Below are 20,394 nucleotides of genomic sequence, written 5' to 3'. Positions count from 1 at the left end.
AAAGATGCAGGCAAAAGGCGGGGTTAACTGCTAGCGCTAGCACGTTATCTGAAGCGTGTTATGCCCAATATAAATATCGTAGACGAATACGCTTTGTGACAAGCGCTGTAGGTGTAAACTGAGAAAGTAAATTCAGCTACTTTTTGGGTCTGAAGAACCCTACTGCATATGAATAAACACCGGCTTTATCTTTGTCTTCGAGCATTTTCGGTAAAATGAACTGGCACATAATGGACTCGCCTTTCAAGTTCACTACAGCGTGTTCAAACAAACGTTCTTTGGTTTTCTGATTGTGAATAATCAATTCAATTGGCAGGCTTTGGCGAAGCTGCTCTTGAGAGAAATCTCTGCGCTCGCCGCCGAGCAGCGCAAACATTGAATCGGTGCCTTCAACACGGTGATTATCAACCCGAATAATAAAGCCTGGCTGCTCTGTGCGAAGATAGGTGTAAGTGATCATTCTGAAGGTTTGGTCTTGCTCATACTCATAGGTAATGTCTTTAAAAATACCAATAAATTGCTTCGCCATACCTTCGTCATTGCGGCTCACGATGCGGCCGGTAATTCTCACCCAGCGCCACTTTCCAGTTGTGGATGATTTACGATGGCACACGCAATGAAAGGACTCATTCAGCCCACTCGTGTGGTCTTGCCATGCTTGCATGAATTTTTCAGCAGAACGTTCTGAAAAGGTCAGCATTAGCTCTTCAAGCGTGCCGCGCGAATGTACAATCACCTCACGTTCGGTTACCAAAGTATAAAGCCGATACATGTTATCGTCTGCCGTCCACTCCCACACCGATTCTCGGCTGGCCCATAATGCCGCCTGAAGGCGACGGGTAGCGGTGGTAATGCGCTCGTTAGCGTCGAACACCTCCAGCGTTTTTTGCCTTAAAATATCTTCGGCTTTCTTTCTGGTAGCGCGTTCGCGCTGAAGCTGTAGTTCGAGCTGACGAATTTTATTTTCAAGGTCATCGTTAGTCATTAACGGAATCTTCTCGGTGTGAGCAAGCACATAAATGAAAGCGAGTTAAACATAAAGGGGTTATCGGCCTCGCTGCCTATTTCTTAAGCAGTTTATGGGGGCAGTATATAAGACCCTAGTTTGCAAACATCAAGGTCTTATTCTAGGCTTTTCTTATATCTGCAATGACGCCTATTAGACGCGTATATAAATAAGCCGTGAAAAACAATAAGCCGGCAATAAAAAGAACAGCAAGAACGAAAAACAATGACGCGCTAAATGCTTTTAAATTTTTGCCGATAACACTCTAAACCATGTTCCAAGTAAATTGTTTAGCAACACTTGCTTTTGGTAAGCCTTACTTTTGTAACGCTAGCTTTCAGCAAAACGAATCGCGCATGCAGTGCGCTACAGGTTAACATCATCGCCATTTCAGAAACCGTACAGCGTCAGTACAAGGCAGATTTAAAAACACTGGTCAAATCATGGTCGGTGGCCAGACGCAGTGCGCGTAAAAATGATTTAAAAGACTTTCAAGCATGTCTTAACGATACGTCTCAAAATTACGCGACGTATGCACTGTTTGCTCTGCATCAGATGCTGCACAGCATGCAGTTGAGCTGCGCCAGAGGGCTGGCAGGAAAAGATTCGGTCAAGCAAACAACAAAAGACTTAGATTGGCTAATGAATCAGTTGATTCGTTCCAACAACTTAAGCCCCGACCCTTTTTTAAGCGAAGCCGGCACTAGCGAGAGCTTTCTAAGCAAAAGCCCCGCTAAACCATGGGTGCACAGCCATAATCCTATAAAAGTCGCCATTGTGGACGATGAAAAGTCAGTTGGAGGTGCGCTATGCGCGAATCTTCAGCAGTTTGCATTTGAGGCAACTCACTACAGCTCAATGATTGATTTTGAACACAGCTTGCAAAACGGTGACCCGGATTTAGTCTTGCTCGATATTGTAATGCCGAATGTGTCCTCAGAGCAGGTGTTTGCTTTTGCAAAGCAGCTTTGCGACCGCGGTATTAAAGTGATTAGCTGCAGCAGCTTGTTTAACTACGATACGCGTTTGCAAGCAGTGCGCGCAGGCGTGAGTGACTATGCGGTAAAACCCATTAATACGTATCTGTTGGTCGAAAAAATCACGCGGGCACTGCGTCGACACATCAAGCATACTTATCAAATAGTGTTACTCGATGACCAAGAGTCGATGGGAGAGTTCTATCAAGCTGTGTTTTCTCAGGTTGATGTGGATTTTCATTTTTTCAATACCGCAGAATCGTTGATTGCGGCAATGGAATATCTTCAGCCCGATTTGTTTTTACTCGATAGGGTGATGCCTAGTGTAAACGGACTTGAAGTAGCGGCGATGATTCGTCAAGACGCAAAATTCGACTTTTCGCCCATTGTGTTTTTAACCGCCGATGAGCAGCTCGATACAAAACTTAAAATTTTGTCGCACGGGGCTGACGACCTCATCGCAAAAACAACGCCCGCGCCTTTAGTGTTAGAGCAGGTGCTTGCAAGGCTAGAGCGTGCCGCATTTATCAAGTCTTTCGTTTCAAAAGACCCCTTAACTGGCGTGTTAAACCATGGTCAGATTGTAGAGGCTGCAAATCAACAAATGCGTTTAAACAAACGTCACGACAATCAAAGCGTTTTGGTATTACTCGATGTAGACAGGTTCAAACAGGTAAACGACACCTATGGACACTCTTCAGGGGACTTAGTCCTCAACGGACTCGGGCAACTGCTGTTAGCTTCAGTACGTGAAACCGATTATGTTGGACGCTACGGTGGTGAAGAGTTTGTGCTGTTGTTTGTTAATTGCAGCGTGGAGCAGGCGCTCATCAAAACGAATGCAATTCGTGAAAAGTGCACGCAGATGCACTTTGTGCAAAGTAAACCAGAAATTAAGGTGAGTTTTAGCGGCGGCTTGGTGGGTTTAGAAGAATTTAGCTCACTGCCTAAGGCCATAAGTGAGGCCGACCGTTTATTATATTTGGCAAAAGAGGCCGGCAGAAATCAAATAAAAGTGGCTTAAAACAACGGCTACAAACGCATGCCGCTGCCTTTTTTCTCAACCGCTTTGGTCAAGGCCATACTCATTTTTTCAAGTGAAAACACATGTGAGGTCGCACCAATCTCTACCGCTGCTCTTGGCATGCCGTAAACCACACAGCTCGCCTCGTCTTGCGCCATTGTTATTGCCCCAGCCTCCTTTAATGCCAGTAATCCTTTTGCGCCGTCTTTGCCCATTCCCGTTAAAATAGTGGCAATGGTATTGGTACCGGCAACTTTGGCCAAAGAGTTAAACATCACGTCTACCGCTGGTTTGTGGCCGCTTACCAACGGACCGGTATTGAGTCTTATGCGGTAATCGGCGCCATGGCGTACCACCTCAAGATGCTTATCACCGGGTGCGATATAGGCATTGCCGGGTAGCAAGCGCTCACCGTCTTTAGCCTCATGCACATTCATTCTACATAAGCCATTCAAACGCTCAGCAAAAGAACGCGTAAAACTGGGCGGCATATGCTGGGTGATAACCGTGGCGGGAAATGCTGCAGAGAGCTTCTCTAGCACTTGTCTTATTGCTTCGGTACCGCCGGTTGATGCGCCAATGCCTACAATCGTTTCGGTGCCTTGATAGCTAATTGGAATGGATTCGTTTTTGGCCTGACTGGCAGTACGTGCGCGTGGTTTAGACGCCGCGGCAATTTTAATTTTTTGTACAATTTCTTGCTGATATTCACCAATGGTGCGTGCAACATCCAACTTTGGTTTAGCAATAAAGTCGATAGCGCCCATTTCGAGTGAGCGAATAGTCGCATCCGCGCCCTTTTCGGTCAGTGTTGATATCATCAATACTGGGGTAGGGCGAGCTTTCATAAGACGGTCTAGAAAGGTGAGACCATCTACCTTTGGCATTTCAATGTCGAGCGTGATCACGTCAGGCTTGAGCGACATGACCATCTCTTTTGCCACAAAGGCATCAGGCGCAGCGCCTGCGAGTTCTAAATCGGGGTCTTGATGAATTATTTCACTCAACAGACTGCGAATTAACGCTGAGTCGTCTACTACTAGTACACGAATTGCCATGCACTTACTCCAAAAAAAGGCTAGAAGAAATCAACATCGCCAGATGCTGGCGTTTGATTGACCTTGACACGGTATTCGCTCTCGCGCTCGAGAATAGTTGTATTGTGCAAGGATTTGAGTTTTCGTACTTTTACTTCTCCGGTAAGCGGAAAGAAGTAAATTTTTCTTGGAAATTCGCCAAGCAGGTCTTTTGCGACTACTTTAAGATTTTCAGTTTCGAGATAGTTCTCAACAAAGGCCGCGTTTTGAGACCCTACGCTGTTTAGTCTAAGTTGTTTTAAAACATTGCCGCCGCCAAACACTTTTGCCTCTAAGCGACTCTTAGAGGCGCCGAGCTTGATCAAGTGGTTAACCAACACCTCCATGGCGTAAACACCATAACGCGCTGAATCTGAGTTGAAATTCACTTCATCTTTATTGGCAGGCAACAAAAAATGGTTCATGCCGGCAACCCGCGTAATTGGGTCTCTCAAACAAACCGAAACGCACGAACCTAACACCGTAACAATCATGGTTTCGTCGCGGGTAGCAAAGTACTCTCCGGGCAAAATCTTAACGGCATCGGTGTTAAAGTTTTTATCAAAGTAGCGGTTTGGAGCAAGATGCTCAGTAAAGTATGCGCTCATCCTCTTCGCTCTTTTGGTTGATAAACCGTTTTGCCCAAAGGTTTTAAAATTGAGCTGACATGCGAAAAGTTTTCAGAGTGTCCTGCATAGTAATATCCGTCTGGTCGCATGTGCGTTATGATTTTCTCAAGTATTTTCAACTGGGTCGGCTTATCAAAATAAATCATCACGTTGCGGCAAAAAACGATGTCAAAGTCTTTGGGCAGCTGATAGCTGCTGTCCATTAGGTTGACTTTTTGAAAGCTAAGTAAGTTTCTGAGCTCTGGCACTACCTTCACGTTTCCTGCATTCGCACCCTTGCCGCGATGAAAAAACCGTTTCTTAACGCTGTTTTCCATGCTGGCAAGTTGGTCGAGCTTATATACCCCATTGCTGGCGGTTTGCAGCACTTTACTGTCTATATCTGAGGCAATAATACTCACCGGTATATCAAAAGAACCTAGAGCCTCAACTGCGGTCATAGCAATTGAATAAGGTTCTTCGCCGGTTGATGAAGCCGCACACCATATTTTAAGAGGGCGTTTGGCTTGCTGAATAACGTTGAGTAAATGGTCGAAATGATGACGTTCTCTGAAGAACGACGTTAGGTTAGTCGTCAGGGCATTAATGAACTCTTCCTGTTCATCTTTATGCCCATCTAAGTAACTAAGGTAACTTTTAAAGTCACCTAAATGCAAAGTGCGAATGCGCCGAGATAGGCGGCTGTATACCATCGAATCTTTGCTGTCGGCTAGGTTAATACCCGCTAGCTGTTTGAGCTTGGCGCGCACGATTTCAAAATCGGCGCGCTTGTACCCAAACTCTGTGCTCTCTCTAGTAGAGGCGGTCATGGCCTAAAAGCTTTCCCACTCGTCTTCGTCAGACATGGCCGGAATGGCTTTAGCGCGTGATGGCGCTTTTGCAGCACTTACCGACGGTAGCTCGTCAAACTGTTTAGAGAGCAGGTCAGGCTGTTTTGCACTTACCTTTGTTTGCACATCGGCATCGGTAAGTTTAAATGTGCCTACGCGGTTATTTAGGTCAGAGGCCTGTGAGCGCATGCTCTCAGCCGCCGCGGCCGCTTCTTCAACCAGCGCTGCGTTTTGCTGCGTCATCTCATCCATTTGCGTTACGGCTTTGCTGACTTCATCGATACCGCTGGCCTGCTCTGCAGAGGCTGCTGCAATCTCAGACATGATGTCGTTTACGCGTTGGATAGATACGACTATTTCTTGCATAGTGTCGCCTGATTTGCTCACCAGTTCATTGCCGCTTTCTACTTTTGACACCGAATCTGATATTAAGTCTTTAATATCTTTCGCTGCATTTGCGCTTCGTTGCGCAAGTGTACGTACTTCAGAGGCAACCACTGCAAATCCACGTCCTTGCTCCCCGGCTCTCGCCGCTTCTACCGCCGCGTTGAGCGCTAGAATATTCGTTTGGAAGGCAATGCCGTCAATCACGCCAATAATGTCGGCAATTTTCTGAGCAGATTCATTAATTGAGGCCATGGTGGTGACCACTTCGCCAATTAACTTACCGCCATTGCCAGCTACTTCTGATGCTTGCGAGGCTAAACCATTCGCCTGATTGGCATTTTCAGCATTCAAACGTACCGTACTGGTCAGTTCTTCCATGCTCGATGCGGTCTCTTCTAGGCTAGAGGCTTGCTGCTCGGTACGCGTTGATAAATCGGAGTTACCTTGTGCAATTTCAGACGACGCATTGTTGATTGTGTCGCTGGCGCTGCGGATTTGACTAATCACGCTTACCAGGTTTTCTGTGGTGGTATTGCAGTAGTTCGCCAAGTCGTTAAATGTACCTTGATAGTGACTATCGATACGCTTGGTCAAATCACCCTCTGAGATGGCAAGCAAGACATTGCTCACCTCGTTCAGGCCTGATTCGGTAGTTTTCATCAACTGGTTTAAGCCCTGGGCAAGGGTCAACAAGAAGCCCTCTTTGCCTTGCTCTTCCACTCTTTGTGTAAAGTTACCCTGCACACTGGCTTCAACAATTTGCGCAATCTCTTGCTCAGCGGCAATTTCTTTGGTGCGGTCAAGCCACTCAACAACCGAGCCGATACGCTCGCCTTTTTTGCCAAAAATAGGACTCGCAGTTAGGCGGAAGTTGCGTTGGCCCACTTTGATTTCACTGGTGTGCTTTGATTCTAAGCGCTCGAGCATACCTTTTTGATGCGCGGCGTCTTTGTGGAAACGGTCCATGCTGCCACCTAGAATCTCATCGGCTGAGAAATGCGGCATTACTTTGCGTAAATCAGGCTCTGCTTCTTTAAGCATTGCCATTACCGAACGGTTCATGTAAATGATGTTACGGTCAGCGTCAGCAATCATTACGTTGGTGCTGGTGCAGTCAAGCGACTCAAGAATACGGGCAACTCTGCGCTCTTCTTCATAAATGGCCGTCATGTCATGCCATTCCACGCTATTGCCTAAATCTTTGCCATTTTCATCGCGGATTGGATTAATCATCAGGCGGAATGAGTATTTGCCTAAGTCTAATCGTGCTTCATGCACTGTTTTCAATTGGTCGAGTACAGCATGCTGATGAGCAGGATTGTTATGGAAGCTATCAATGCGAGTGCCAATGAGTTTGTCGGCATTAAACTGCGGCAAATCTTTACGAATTTCCGGCTCACAGTCTTTTAGTAACTTAATGGCCGACTCGTTCATATAGACAATGGTGCGGTCTGCGTCAGACATCATAAAGGCGGTGGAGCTGCTGTCTAGCGCCTGTTTAACCTTGCTCGCTTCAATTGCTACTACTGAGGCTTTTTCAAGCTCTTTAGCAAGTGCAATCAGCTCTTGCTCTAGTACGCCCATCTCGTCTTTACGTGAGCTATTGAGTTTTACTTCAAACTGGTTGTTGGATATGTCATTAAAAGCGGTAATTAGGCTTCGCGCTGAGCTTATAACTGAGCGAACGATAATCGCACCAGTAAACAAACTGATGACAAACAGAGCAACAATAATCGACATGGTCGCTGTGCGCTCGGCTGCCAGACTTTCAATGCGCTCTTCAATGACTTGTGTAAGAGAGCGGATGTTGCTGTCATGAGTGTCGTATAGGTCGTTGATAATGCTTGAGTAACGGTTAAAGTATTCATTAGCACTGAAATTTGGCGATGAGGCGTTTAAAATTTCGTTTTGCGTTAAACGCTCTAGTTCATCCACACGAGATTTTATAGATGTTGCCTTTTGATAAGCGCCTTGAAAGCGGTCATCTGCTTGAGAGGCCGACAGCATATTGTATTCAAAGTCGGTTAACGGAGACTGAATATTATTGATAAAAGCGCGTATGCTACTTTTTTGGGACTCGGTTATTTCTGTGCCTGCTAGCACGCCTGCGCCTGCGCCGCGTATCTTACCTAAGTTATCAGCCAAACGAGGCATGTTCTGAAAGTTTGCGATAATTAGGTGATAACTTGCCGCAGCGGGATCGTAGCTAAGCAAGAAGTGTTTTGACAGCTCAGAAATCACTAAATCGGCGTCTTGAATCATGTTTGAGTGCGCTGAAAACGACTCTGCTCCAGAAAACTGGCGAGCACTTACGCGCGCTTTTACGCTTGCCCAGGTTTGTTCAAGATTGCTGATGGCGTTTTTCAAAGAGGCGTCGTCTGTTGCCTCGTTTACCATACTCTTTACTTTACCTAGCTGTTGGTCAACTTCATTGGCCTTATTACCCAACGCAGAAGCGGTGCTTTGGTCCCCACCAAATAACTTGGCGGACATTCCTCTATGTTCAGCCATCACTTTTTTAAGCTTAACCACCGCACTGGTTGGCCCAATACCTTGAAGCTCGATTTCTGATGACGCCTGAGTGTCCACAGAAAGCTGATTGTAGTAATAAGTAGGTAGGGCTAATCCTGCAATCGCAAGTATCGCGATAATGCCCATTTTGATAGGCAGTTTGATATTGTCAAACCAATTCAAGATTTTCATGTTAGTCGTGCTCCGCGGTTGTACTTGGGTCAAAAAGCCCTAACTCGTCACTTGAGATCAGCTTTTGGATGTTTACTAAAATTATCATTTGGTCATTCACGGTGGTGAGCCCGTGCAGGTATGCGCTATCAAAGGCCACGCCAAATTCAGGGGGCGGTTTAATGTGCTGCTCGTCAACTTTAATGACGTCGCTGACTTCATCTACCACAATGCCGACGACCCTGTCGCCAATCATCAGCATGATAACGATCGTAAATTCGTCGTAAGTAGCTTGACCCACCTGAAACTTAATGCGCAAATCTATAATCGGTACGATATCGCCACGAAGATTTAAAACGCCCTTAATATAGTCAGGCGCGTTGGCGATTTTCGTCACGTTTTCATAGCCGCGAATTTCTTTGACTGTCATGATGTCTAGCGCGTAGTTTTCTTTCCCTAATACAAAGGTCAAAAACTCTTGCTGTTCATCATTGCTTGCGATTTCTGCTACTTGTGCACTAGCTGACAATGGGCACCTCCTGCTTACTTGGCGTCTTTACCTCAGCGGCAATAGACTCAATATCTAAAATCATGGCAACTGAACCGTCGCCCATGATGGTTGCGCCTGCCACACCCGGCACGCGTTTGTAATGTTGTTCAAGACTTTTAATCACAACCTGTTGCTGACCTTCAAGTTCATCTACCAGTATGCCAAATCGCTTGCGGCTGGTTTCAACAAGCACAACAATGGCGTTGCTAATATCGGTTTTCGCGCCTTCAATACCCATTAAATGGTGAAGTTTTACCAAGGGCCAGTATTCGCCGCGTACCCACAGCACTTGGTCATTGGCAAGGGTTTTGAGCTGCTCTTGGCTAGGCTGCATCGATTCGATGATGTTGGTCAGCGGCACCACATAGGTTTGTTTACCCACCGACACGCACATGCCGTCTACAATGGCTAAGGTAAGCGGTAGGCGAATTTTGAATACCGAGCCTATGCCTTGGTGACTCTCAATTTCAACCGACCCACCAATAGACTCAATGTTACGGCGCACAACATCCATACCAACACCGCGCCCCGACACATCGGTAACGGCCTCTGCGGTGGAAAATCCAGGTTCGAAGATGAGGTTCCAAATGGCGCTGTCTTTCATGTCAGCCGGTACGTCTAAACCATTGCTAATGGCTTTTTCTAAAATCCTGTCTTTGTTTAGCCCTGCGCCGTCGTCGGTAATGCTTATGATGATTGAACCGCCGCGCTGTTCAGCAGCAAGTATGACAGTGCCTGCAGGGGTTTTGCCGGCAGCTTCGCGCACATCAGGCATCTCTATGCCGTGGTCAACACTATTGCGAATAAGGTGAGTGAGCGGGTCAACAAGCTTTTCAATCATGCCCTTATCGATTTCAGTGGCGCCGCCCTCAATCACTAAATTAACGTCTTTTCCGAGTTTATCGGCTAAATCTCTTACCACTCGCGGAAAACGGTTAAAGGCGAACGACATGGGCAACATGCGCATTGACATTACGGCTTCTTGAATTTCTCGAATATTACGAGAAAGCTCGCCAATGGCGCCCTCAAGCTTTTCTTCGGTTTCGCCGTGAACTTCTTTACCCACAATTTTGATCATCGATTGGGTGATCACCAGTTCGCCCACTAAGTTCACCAAGGAATCTATTTTCATGGTGTCTACGCGTATAGAGCTGCTTTCTTTACCTTCGGTTTTGCTCTTTGAGCTGGCGGGCTTTTTACGTGCTGCGGCGCTGGCGCTTTTGCTCGGTGCTGGCGCTGCCTTTAAAGAATTCTTGCTGCTGTTAGCCTCTGCAGCAGGGGCTTTTGCTTCTGGCTCTTTTGCACTTGTGCTTGCTTGTGGTTCTACTTGATGAGTACTTGGTTCGTCATCAAAGAAACCAAAGGCATCTTCATCATCTTTAGCTGTTGCTGCATTTTGCGCATCAGTGTTCGCTTGTTTCTTTTGGTCTTCTTCTGCATAGATGCCATAGGCTTTCTCCTCAACCTGTTGCTCTAAGGGTTCGAAAAAGCCGAACTCCCCATCATCGTTAGTCACCGGGTTATCAAACATGCCAAAGCCTTCGATATCATCAGACTCGTCTTCAGGCTTAGCGGTGGTGGATGTTTCATCTGCAGCAGGTTTTAGCAGTTGCTCTAGGGCAACGGTGCCAGTTTCTATTTCGTCCCAATTAATTTCTTGTTCGTTTTGATAGCATTCTAGGATGTTTTTTAATGTGTCGACGGTAATGAGCAGTTGGTCAACAATGACTTTTGTCATCTCAATCTCGTCTTTGCGCGCGAGGTCTAAGATGTTTTCCATGACATGGGTCAAACCGGTTAAGGCATCAAAACCAAATACTCCGCTGCCACCCTTTATGGAGTGTGCGGCTCTAAAGATGCTGTTGAGATCTTCTTTATCTGGATTGTCTAATGACAATTCCATCAAAAGATGTTCCATATCATCTAAGTGTTCTTGGCTTTCTTCAAAAAATACGCTGAAGAATTGACTCATGTCTACAGACATAGAGAGGTATCCTTATGGCATGTCGTTAGGGCAGAACTTTAGCGGCAACGGCGAGTAACTTTTGTGGGTCGAAGGGTTTCACCATCCAACCTGTTGCACCTGCGGCTCTGCCTTGTGCTTTCATACCGTCGCTTGCTTCGGTGGTTAACACTACGATGGGCGTTGAGCGATACGAACTCAGGCCTCTGAGCGATTTGATCAAGGTAAGACCGTCCATGCGCGGCATGTTTTGATCGGTGATCACAAAGTCGTACTGCATGCGCTTACACAAATCCAGCGCTGCCTGACCGTCTTCGGCTGTGGTTACTTGGTAACTGGCTGATTTCAGGGTTACCTGCACCATCTGACGAATCGAAGGTGAATCGTCTACTACCAAAATATGTTTGCTCATTAGTTAAAACTCTCTCTTTATAACTACAGATGTTTGATTACCCGGCGGAGTGACTTCCACCGACTGACATAACTGCTCAATCAACGATAAACCTCGTCCCGACAATGATTCATCGTCCATAGTGGTATCGCGTTTCATTTCATACCCTGAGCCAGAATCGGCAATACTGAAACTGATCTCATTGGTAATAGGTGAATACTCAAAGCCCATTTTTAGATGTGAGTCTTCACCGATATTGCCGAGGCGCTCTTCTTTGAGCATCAAATACTCAGCAAAGCCGGCAAAATCATTTTTAAGCTTTGAATCTAAATCAAGTATGCCGTGGTCAACTGCATTGCTTATCAGCTCTGCAAATACGGTAAAGGCACGCTGGCGCATATCGCCTACCACATCAATGCTGCGCATTAAGCTGTCAAAACAGCCTACAATGTCGGATGTGCCAATTAATCCACCGCATAGCTCTAAGGATGCACAAACCTTGCCAGTGTTTGTAAGGGTGGTTTCTTTTTTGTCGTAGAGGTGCGCTTCCATCAAGGCGTCTACCTGCAAATCGCACATAGACAAATCGTCTTGTAATTCTTCCATTTCGTTAAATACCGTGAAGTAATTCACCATGCGACTAACGTGAGGTTCAGCGCTATTGTTTCCGCTGATAATCTCCATCACGCGGTCCATACCAAACTCTTCACCAAAGGAATTTTTTTGCTCAATGAGTCCGTCACTGAAAAAGAATAAATTTTTAATCGGGTGCGTTTCTAGATTAATAATGCCCGGGTCGAAGTCTTCGGGTTCAAGAATGCCAAGGGCCATACTTGTAGACGGAAAGCGCTCTAGGGTTTTGTCGTGGCGAATGGATATTACGTCGGGCATGCCGCCATTAAATAGCTCAAGGGTGCGACTGTTAAAGTTCACTTCAACCCCAATGAGCGTCACAAATTTGTCGTCGGGCAGCTCTTTACACAGCTTTTTATTTGCCTCATGAATAATATGCGCCAGAGATAAGCCCTTGCGGATCATGGCTTTTATGGTTGCCACAAGCGGCAAAATACTGATAGCAGCGGACAAACCATGCCCGGTGGCATCCGCTAAAATAACAAATCGGTTGCCGTTAGGTGCGGTATCGCAAATGAACACATCACCGTTGAACGCACTCGATGACTGAATATAGGTATCAACGCATTCTTCTTCGGTCGATAAGGTAGCCGCAACGTGCTCATATACGTAACGCGCAAGCTGCTCTTCTTGCTCTTGTTTGTCGAGCAAACTCGATAAGTGTTGGGCTTGTTTTTCAAGCTGCGCTTCTTTTTGATACAGATTGTTAACGCGCTGCATTTTTTGCCAGAGTAAATCTAGCGAAAGCGGCTTAACGAGAAAATCATCAGCGCCGCGCTCGAAAGCGTCGAGCATCAAATTTTGGTTTTCATCGGCGGTAATCATCATAACCGGCAGGGGCTTATCGTGGGGCAAATCATTTTTGAGATATTCGATAAAGTTAATGCCGTCACCGTCTGGTAGATGATTGTCGAGCAAAGCAAACTGAAATACGGAGGTCTGCAACTGTAATTTTGCCGACTCAATATTTTCCGCCACAATGGTGGTACATTGATTGTCTTCTAGAAATGTTTGTAAGATTTCAGCAAACAAGCTGTCGTCTTCAATTATCAAAACGCGCATTGTGGCGACCTTTAAGTTATGAAATTTCGAATAAACGATCGAAGTTCGCGATGGTCAATATCTCTCGCGCACTTGCTTTGGCGCCCCGAATACGAACGTTGACATTTTTCGACTTAGCCTTTTTCTGAAACAGCACCATCATGCCAAGAGCAGAACTGTCGAGGTAGCTCACGCGGCTAAAATCAAGGGCGATATCAGTAACCCCTGCTTCCCCTAGAATGTTCTGATACTGCTCGGTAAACTCTTTGTGGTAACCAAAATCAAAACGCTCTGGTACTTGAAGTGATTTTTCGCTCATAAAACTTAATCCTAATTCGTTATGTTGCTGTGAAAAGCCCTGCAGTGCAGGCTAAAATAAATCTATATCGCCCGAGTCCATGCTGGTAGCAGATACCGGGTTGTGTGAATCGCGCTTGCGATCCTTAAGTTGTTCTAAATAGCTATGAATTTCTTGACTGATAGCTTCGATATTCTTAGGGGTTAAATGCTCGATTTGCTGTCGCATAAACGAGATAGTATCGAGAGTAAAAGCAAGATTCTGGCCATTAATATCGCCAAACTGCAAACCTCTTATGGCTTGGGAGAGCGCGTTATCTAAATCGCTTGAGACTTTCTCGAGGCCTAAGGTGACTTTTGAATCAGACTCTGCCTTGTCGATGATGGATGCTAGCGCGTCGTTGATGTCTTTTTTGGCGTCAATAACGTAGCTCACGTCGTAGCTTGCGAGGCTTCCGACTTCGCCGGTCAAGCCTTCAATTTGGCTCGACATAGCTTTGAGTTGGGCTTGAATGGCGTCGCTGAACTGTGAAGAACGATTCGACAACGAACGTACTTCATCTGCAACCACCGCAAAGCCACGACCATGCTCACCGGCTCGCGCAGCCTCAATGGCAGCGTTTAACGCCAATAGATTAGTTTGGTCAGCGATGCTGTCGATGTCTTTAACCGCTTTTAATACCTGCGGTACCGACTCATATATTTCTGTTACTTGGTCTAGTAAGGCCATAGATGAGGCAGACATATCCACTGTGGACTTGATAAACTTATCGAGGGTGTCAGCGGTGTTGTCGGCAAATACACGCATTTTTTCACTGTAGAGTGTATCGCCAGAAGAATCAGCGCGGATGAGCTTTTGAATGGTTTCTGACTGGACGTTCACAAGTTCTTGCAAGCGAGTAAAACTCTCGCTTAGCGTGTTGACCGCGTCATCTTGAGTGCTTTTGATGCCCGCAAGGTTTGTTTCGCTCTCGATTAATGTGGGCACAAATTCATCGCGCAACATTTCTAATTCGTGATAAGGGTTTGTTACTGCCGGTGTTTCAGGCTTGCTGTCATCTTCTGCACTTTTATTCAGCTTGGCTTTTAACCAAAGAGCGTAGGCAACATGACTTATTGCCAACAACGCACAGGCTGCCATTGGGCTGGCGTAAATATAGGTGACGGCACTTATCGCAATTACGATTGTTATGCTAAGCCATACTTTTGGTGATATTACTGTCATACGCACTCTACTTTTCGGTCCGGCAAAATACCCGTTTCCTCTGCAGAGCGCAACGACAAAGACTTGGCGCGCCGTGTGCCTATATTTTGACACGCCGACTTTAGTCTAAATTTTGTCTTCGCACTAATAGGAAGAATCAGGATAGGTATAAAGAGTTATCGTTAAGAAATGCGAAAAGTTTAGCGCTAATCATGCTTTAGTAATAAAGCCAGCACCGCTACAGCGCAGAATATGACGTTAAAGGAGAGCGCGATGCGTGTTTACATGTTTGTGCTGCATGCAAACACAGCAAAGTGCTAGGGTCTGTTGCTCTTTGCTGTATGTTTTTGCGGCAGTTTGTGCACTATTTAGGAAAAGTGCAACAGACCCTCACATTGAGATTAATTATTTAGGCTACGATTAACGTGATCGGCAAAGGCTTGCGCTTTCATAAATCCAGTTACGCGAGACTGTTTTAGTTCCTTACCTTGTGCATCAAAAAACAAAATCGTTGGCAGTCCTAAAACATCAAACTCTTCTTGGAATGCTAGCGAGGCCGGCGTGTTGTCAGTGAGGTCAATCTGCATCCATACCGTGTCGCTTAAAGCCTCAACCACTGCTGGGTCAGGAAAGGTGTATTTTTCAAACTCTTTACATGCCACACACCAATCGGCGTATAAGTCGACCATAACGCTTTTACCCTCAGCATTGGCAGCAGCCAGCTTGATGTCAAAATCGTCAAGGTCGCGCACCACTAAAAACTCAGGATGCGATTGGCTTTGTTCGCTTGATACAAGGTTGTTCGTAAACAGCTTGCCCGGGACAAGATTGACAATTTGTAACGCATATACGCCATATAAGACACTTGCGACTAAGCCGACGGTGAGAAAGAGATTGCGGACACCTTTTGCAAAGCTCAACTCTGTGTGCTGATTTACAGTATATAAGTATGCGAACAAGCTCATGGCAAGCAATGCCCAAAGCAATTCAGTCCAGTCGCTTACAAAAATGCGCTCTACAAATAATATGGCTACCGTAAGCATCATAAAGCCAAATGTTGCTTTAATAACATTCATCCATGCGCCGGCTTTAGGCAGGAGTTTTCCGCCGGTCATCCCAAACAAAATAAGCGGCACGCCCATGCCGATACTCAGAGCATAAAGCGCAAAAAAGCCAAACACGAGAGATTCACTTTGCGCGACTACCAGTAAAATGGCGGTAAGTGGGGCGGTGGTGCAGGGAGATGCCACCAATCCTGAAATAACGCCCATTACAAACACGCCTACTAGGTTGCCCGATTTCTGATTGTTACTAAGACCATTGAGCTTCTCTTGCCATTTGGAGGGTAACTGAATTTCATATAGACCGAACATCGCGAGGGCCAGTGCGACAAACAGCACAATAAATACGCCTAATAAAATGGGGTTTTGCAGCGACGCTTGAAATTGTGCGCCTGCCGAAGCAACGATTAAACCTAAGATGCTGTAGGTGATTGCCATGCCCTGTACATAAACAAATGACAAGATGAAGGCTTGAGAGAGTTTGATTTCTTTTTTGCCCTTGCCAATCACGATGCTCGATAAGATAGGGTACATAGGATAAACGCAAGGCGTGAAAGCCAGACCAATGCCGAGCAAAAACAACACGCCTAAGCTTATGGCAAGGCTTTCATCTGATAGTAAGCGTTCAGCGAGGCTAAACTGCTCTGATACCGCGCCTTGTGAGTCGGAGCTCGAATTGGTGGTGGCTGCGCCTTGGGCATTATAAGCGTCAAGATAAATGACTTTAGTGGTGGGCGGATAGCATAGCCCTGCTTCTGCGCAGCCTTGAAAGCGGATTTTTACTTGGCCATCTTGCGCAGCGTTATCAATAGCGTAAGTAACTTCCATATCTTCGAAAAACACATCCGATAAGCCAAAAAATTCATCTTCAATGGTTTCGTGTGGCGGATATGCAGGTTCGCCAAGCGTGACGTTTTTTGTCACCGTTTGAAACTGTTTTTTATATAAATAATAGCCTGGGGCTATGTCCCATTTAATAACGAGCTCGCCTTCGCGCTGCTCAAAATCAAAACCAAAGGCTTCGTCAACTTTTAAAAATGTAGGCGCGTCAGAAAATAATGATTCAGGCGTTTGTTGTGCGTGGACCTGACTACTCGCCAAAAATGTAAGCATAAAGACCATCAGCATGCGTGCATTGCGACTAACTGAATATAACTTTTTGGCGGTGCGAAGCGCTAAGCTTGGCAAATAAAGTGGGTGACTCAACAACATTAATACAACCTTTGGAATGAACAATTACGGCCTACATGACCGGTACGCGCTTGAAAATATTTCAAGGCTGCGCGGCATTTATTTTTACGCCAGACTAAACAAATACTCGCTTGGGTAAGATTTGGTTTGAATTAGGACAAACCGCCCCAAGCTCTATAGTATAGGGCAAATTGCGAGCTAAGGTCGTATTTTCGGCTTTGCTATGTATTTTGCATGATTTTTGCGTTTTGCCTAAGCAACAAGCGGTGCGTGCACTTTTTCTAATATCACAACAAGAGGCGTATTAAGTGTTAATTTTGTTTTTATTATTTGCCGTATTGCCTATTGCAGAAATTATGCTGCTGATACAGGTGTCGGATAATATCGGCGGGTGGAACACCTTTTTTATTGTGGTGTTCAGTGCGTTTATTGGTGCGTTTTTTGTTAAGCGTGAAGGCTTAAATACCCTGCGTCAGGTACAGCAAAAATCGGCAAAGGGTGAGCTGCCGGGCAAAGAAATCAGTGAGGGGTTGTTGCTCTTAGTCGCTGGCGTGCTTTTAGTCACGCCAGGTTTTATTACAGATATTGTAGGTTTGCTCTTTACCTTACCCTTTACTCGGGGCCCGATTGCCGCGTTCTTAGTTAAGCAATTTGTTGCCCATCAAGCAAAAGGAGGTGCTCGCGCGCAGTTTCACTTTTATCAGCAAGACAGCTATAAAGGTGGCGCGCAAAGTGGGCAAAAAGAGCATGAAAACGGCGATATTATTGATGCTGAATACCAAGATAAAACGCCTAATGATGAAAAAGACCGACTGCAATGAGTCGGTCTTTAATATAGCGTACAAATACCTTAGTTGGGCTAGATTACCATCCGCATTGTCTGTCAGCGTTTTGTTCGTCTAACCAGATTTTCAGCGGCTTGAAGTATGCCTCAATAGTGGACGCGTCCATATCAGGGGAGCCCGTTAGAGTCTGCATTGCTTCTTGCCAAGGGCGGCTTTTGCCCATTTCCAGCATATCGTTAAGCGCTTTTCCAGCTTCTTTACTGTTAACAATTGAACAGCGATGCAGCGGCTCTTCGCTACCGGCGATATCGCATAAGGCCTGATGAAACTGAAACTGCAGTATGTGCGCTAAAAAGTAGCGCGTATAAGAGACATTGGCCGGAACATGATATTTGGCGCCTGGGTCAAAGGCATCTGCATCACGCTCCACAGGTGCAGCAACACCTTGATACTTTTCTCTAAGCTCCCACCATAGCTGGTTGTATTGCTCAGGTGGCACATCGCCCGAGAGTACTTGCCAGCGCCATTGGTCTACCATTAATCCAAAGGGAATAAACGCGATTTTATCAAGCGCTACTTTTAGCAGCATGCCAATGTCGTTGGATGCATCTGGAATTTCATCAATCAAGCCTAAACCTTGCAGGTAGGTAGGCGTAATCGACAGCGCAATGGTATCGCCAATCGCCTCATGGAAGCCGCTGTTGGCAGAGCCTCTATATAAAGTGGGTAAGTCTTTATACGCACGTTGGTAGTAGTTATGACCGAGCTCATGGTGAATCACGTTAAATTCTTCGCCGGTGATCTGGATGCACATTTTAATGCGCAAGTCTTCTTTGTCGTCTAGGTTCCAAGCCGAAGCGTGACACTGCACATCACGCCCTTCAGGCTTTTGAAACATCGAACGTTCCCAAAAGGTTTCTGGAAGTTCTTCAAAGCCTAAAGATGAAAAGAAGGCTTCAGCTTCTTTTACCATTCTCAACTCGTCGTAGCCTTGTTCGGCCATCGCTTTGGTCACATCTGGCACATTCATCTCTTGCGCAGGTTTAACAATATCGTAAATATTGCCCCAACTTTGTGCCCACATATTTCCTAACAAATGCGCCGGAATAGGTTTATCAAGGGGAACGACATCTTCACCGTAGTGCTCTGCAAGTTCGGCGCGCACGTGGCATTGCAGCGCTTCATAGAACGGACTTACCTGCCCCCATAAACGGTCGAGTTCTATCGGAAATTGTTCGGCGGGCATATCGTATTTAGCACGCCAAAGCTCAGAGGTATCGGCAAAGCCGAGTTCTTGTGCGCCTTCATTTGCAATGCCCACTTGCTCGGCATAAATCGCTTTCATTGGCTTTGACACCTCGCGCCAGCCTTGCCAGTATTCTTTAAGTAATTCAGGATCACGACTTGTGGCCATTTCTGCGCTCATTTGTACTAGCGATAAACAGGTTCCTTCTTCTCGGCAGTATTGTCCTGAGCCATACATGCTGGTCATTTGCGAACCAATTTCAGCCAGTCGCTCGGCCTTTGCCGCGTCGGCAGGTGGGGCAATTTCAAGCGCTGCTTTTAAGAGATCTAACTGACGTCTAGTGTCTTGGTCTACCTGAACATCGTTAAACTTTGCCGCCTCAACGGCATATTTAACCACGAGCACCGATACTTGCTCATTAAAATACGCATTAACTTTTGCAGTATCGTAGTTGATGTGGGTCGCGTAGGCCCAAGCGGCGTGGGCGGCAGGTGTGCTAATTTTACCCATTTGAGTGTCAAAGTCGTGTAAAAACGCCTTGGCATCTTCAGCGCTAAGTGCAGCCGTTTCAACCCTTGATTGCACAGCAGAAGAGTCGCTCGCGACCGGCGTGCATGCGCTTCCTATGGCAATAAATGCTAGAGCAAGCAATGACGGTTTAAAGTGTGTCATGGTATTCCCCGTAAAATTGGTTTTATTATAATTATGCATCTCGCGGCGCGTGTTAAAAATCGTTAAGCTGCGTTCGTGTATATGCAATTTGAACAAAGTCACACCGCTTTGACTTGTAGGCACCCTCGTTTGAAAATCGCTGTGAACCCATCCATGGGCGCTCATCGAAATCATCCATGATTTCGACGTTTTCAAACGAGGGTGTCTTCAAGTCATGTTAAATCGACTCAAGTCACGTCCTTCGAGACGCATTTTTATGATTGTGTTTGCGCATCTTATTATAAGCGAACAATAAATTTCAGATTTTTTTCATACCGAGCCTTGAGTTTATATAGACCAACCCCACTTACCTTTGCAGTTAAAGAATTCACGTCGTTTTTGGCGTGGTAACCCACTCAGATTGAGTTTTATAAACACTAATCTTTATTGGAATTTTCAGGAGATTTGAAAATGGCAATTCGTCCTTTACACGATCGCGTCATCATTAAGCGCGAAGAAGTAGAAAGCAAATCCGCTGGCGGCATCGTGCTGACTGGCTCAGCCGCAGAAAAATCAACGCGCGGTAAAGTTATCGCAGTTGGTAACGGCCGCGTATTAGATAACGGCGACGTAAAAGCACTAGACGTTAAAGTTGGTGATTCTGTCATTTTTAACGACGGTTATGGCGTTAAAACAGACAAATTAGACGGCGAAGAAGTCTTAATCTTAAGTGAAAGCGACATTCTAGCGGTAGTTGAATAAGTAGATTC

Annotated in this window: 15 protein-coding genes and 2 pseudogenes; 3 read left to right on the top strand and 14 right to left on the bottom strand. The window is 45.9% G+C overall.

The genetic code is table 11. The features are described from left to right. Positions 1 to 136 precede the first annotated feature (136 nt). Positions 137 to 985, bottom strand: a complete 849-nt coding sequence (locus tag ACFO4O_RS00280; RefSeq protein WP_382405187.1) for a hypothetical protein — start codon at positions 983 to 985, stop codon at positions 137 to 139. Between the two features lie 327 nt (positions 986 to 1,312). Here ACFO4O_RS00280 and ACFO4O_RS00275 point away from each other — a divergent pair, with 327 nt between their 5' ends. Next, positions 1,313 to 3,007: a GGDEF domain-containing response regulator gene (locus ACFO4O_RS00275; protein WP_382405185.1), complete on the top strand. Its 1,695-nt coding sequence runs from the start codon at positions 1,313 to 1,315 to the stop codon at positions 3,005 to 3,007. A gap of 8 nt (positions 3,008 to 3,015) precedes the next feature. Here the strand turns inward: ACFO4O_RS00275 and ACFO4O_RS00270 are convergent, their stop codons facing one another. The 12 genes and pseudogenes from ACFO4O_RS00270 to ACFO4O_RS00215 all read right to left on the bottom strand — a co-directional run bounded on the left by ACFO4O_RS00270 (position 3,016) and on the right by ACFO4O_RS00215 (position 16,873). Beyond that, positions 3,016 to 4,065: a protein-glutamate methylesterase/protein-glutamine glutaminase gene (locus ACFO4O_RS00270; protein WP_382405184.1), complete on the bottom strand. Its 1,050-nt coding sequence runs from the start codon at positions 4,063 to 4,065 to the stop codon at positions 3,016 to 3,018. A gap of 20 nt (positions 4,066 to 4,085) precedes the next feature. Beyond that, a complete protein-coding gene (gene cheD, locus ACFO4O_RS00265; protein ID WP_382405182.1) occupies positions 4,086 to 4,691 on the bottom strand; it encodes a chemoreceptor glutamine deamidase CheD in 606 nt (201 codons plus the stop codon). Beyond that, positions 4,688 to 5,521 (bottom strand): CheR family methyltransferase, encoded by an 834-nt coding sequence (locus ACFO4O_RS00260; RefSeq protein WP_382405181.1) that lies wholly within the window; start codon positions 5,519 to 5,521, stop codon positions 4,688 to 4,690. The genes cheD and ACFO4O_RS00260 overlap by 4 nt, the downstream gene beginning before the upstream one ends. A 3-nt stretch (positions 5,522 to 5,524) precedes the next feature. Continuing rightward, positions 5,525 to 7,447: a methyl-accepting chemotaxis protein gene (locus ACFO4O_RS00255; protein ID WP_465253828.1), complete on the bottom strand. Its 1,923-nt coding sequence runs from the start codon at positions 7,445 to 7,447 to the stop codon at positions 5,525 to 5,527. Positions 7,448 to 7,477: 30 nt separating this feature from the next. After that, positions 7,478 to 7,669, bottom strand: a pseudogene (locus ACFO4O_RS00250) (hypothetical protein); the annotation flags it as partial. 964 nt (positions 7,670 to 8,633) lie between these two features. Next, positions 8,634 to 9,140 carry a chemotaxis protein CheW gene (locus ACFO4O_RS00245; RefSeq protein ID WP_382405180.1) on the bottom strand — a complete coding sequence of 169 codons (507 nt, stop codon included), beginning with the start codon at positions 9,138 to 9,140 and terminating at the stop codon, positions 8,634 to 8,636. Then, positions 9,130 to 11,145: a chemotaxis protein CheA gene (locus tag ACFO4O_RS00240; RefSeq protein WP_382405178.1), complete on the bottom strand. Its 2,016-nt coding sequence runs from the start codon at positions 11,143 to 11,145 to the stop codon at positions 9,130 to 9,132. The genes ACFO4O_RS00245 and ACFO4O_RS00240 overlap by 11 nt, the downstream gene beginning before the upstream one ends. 25 nt (positions 11,146 to 11,170) lie before the next feature. Continuing rightward, on the bottom strand, positions 11,171 to 11,536 hold the full coding sequence (locus ACFO4O_RS00235; protein WP_382405176.1) for a response regulator: 366 nt from the start codon (positions 11,534 to 11,536) through the stop codon (positions 11,171 to 11,173). Between the two features lie 3 nt (positions 11,537 to 11,539). Beyond that, positions 11,540 to 13,210, bottom strand: coding sequence for a SpoIIE family protein phosphatase (locus tag ACFO4O_RS00230; RefSeq protein WP_382405175.1), 1,671 nt, complete (start codon positions 13,208 to 13,210; stop codon positions 11,540 to 11,542). A gap of 16 nt (positions 13,211 to 13,226) precedes the next feature. Beyond that, positions 13,227 to 13,508, bottom strand: coding sequence for an STAS domain-containing protein (locus ACFO4O_RS00225; RefSeq protein ID WP_382405174.1), 282 nt, complete (start codon positions 13,506 to 13,508; stop codon positions 13,227 to 13,229). A gap of 51 nt (positions 13,509 to 13,559) precedes the next feature. Then, a pseudogene (locus ACFO4O_RS00220) lies at positions 13,560 to 14,147 on the bottom strand (methyl-accepting chemotaxis protein); the annotation flags it as partial. 944 nt (positions 14,148 to 15,091) lie between these two features. Beyond that, positions 15,092 to 16,873: a protein-disulfide reductase DsbD gene (locus ACFO4O_RS00215; protein ID WP_382405474.1), complete on the bottom strand. Its 1,782-nt coding sequence runs from the start codon at positions 16,871 to 16,873 to the stop codon at positions 15,092 to 15,094. 377 nt (positions 16,874 to 17,250) lie between these two features. Between ACFO4O_RS00215 and ACFO4O_RS00210 the strand changes: the two genes are divergently transcribed. Beyond that, the gene (locus ACFO4O_RS00210; RefSeq protein WP_382405173.1) at positions 17,251 to 17,763 is read left to right on the top strand and encodes an FxsA family protein; all 513 of its coding nucleotides are present in this window, start codon (positions 17,251 to 17,253) and stop codon (positions 17,761 to 17,763) included. Between the two features lie 43 nt (positions 17,764 to 17,806). On the opposite strand, the gene ACFO4O_RS00205 is transcribed toward ACFO4O_RS00210, so the two are convergent. Beyond that, the gene (locus tag ACFO4O_RS00205; protein ID WP_382405172.1) at positions 17,807 to 19,645 is read right to left on the bottom strand and encodes a M2 family metallopeptidase; all 1,839 of its coding nucleotides are present in this window, start codon (positions 19,643 to 19,645) and stop codon (positions 17,807 to 17,809) included. 450 nt (positions 19,646 to 20,095) lie between these two features. On the opposite strand from ACFO4O_RS00205, the gene ACFO4O_RS00200 reads away from it, so the two are divergent. Beyond that, positions 20,096 to 20,386 (top strand): co-chaperone GroES, encoded by a 291-nt coding sequence (locus ACFO4O_RS00200; RefSeq protein WP_382405171.1) that lies wholly within the window; start codon positions 20,096 to 20,098, stop codon positions 20,384 to 20,386. Positions 20,387 to 20,394: the final 8 nt, after the last annotated feature.

The sequence above is a fragment of the Glaciecola siphonariae genome, assembly GCF_042652645.1.
Lineage (GTDB): Bacteria > Pseudomonadota > Gammaproteobacteria > Enterobacterales > Alteromonadaceae > Glaciecola > Glaciecola siphonariae.
This window is presented reverse-complemented; position numbering and strand designations above follow the sequence as displayed.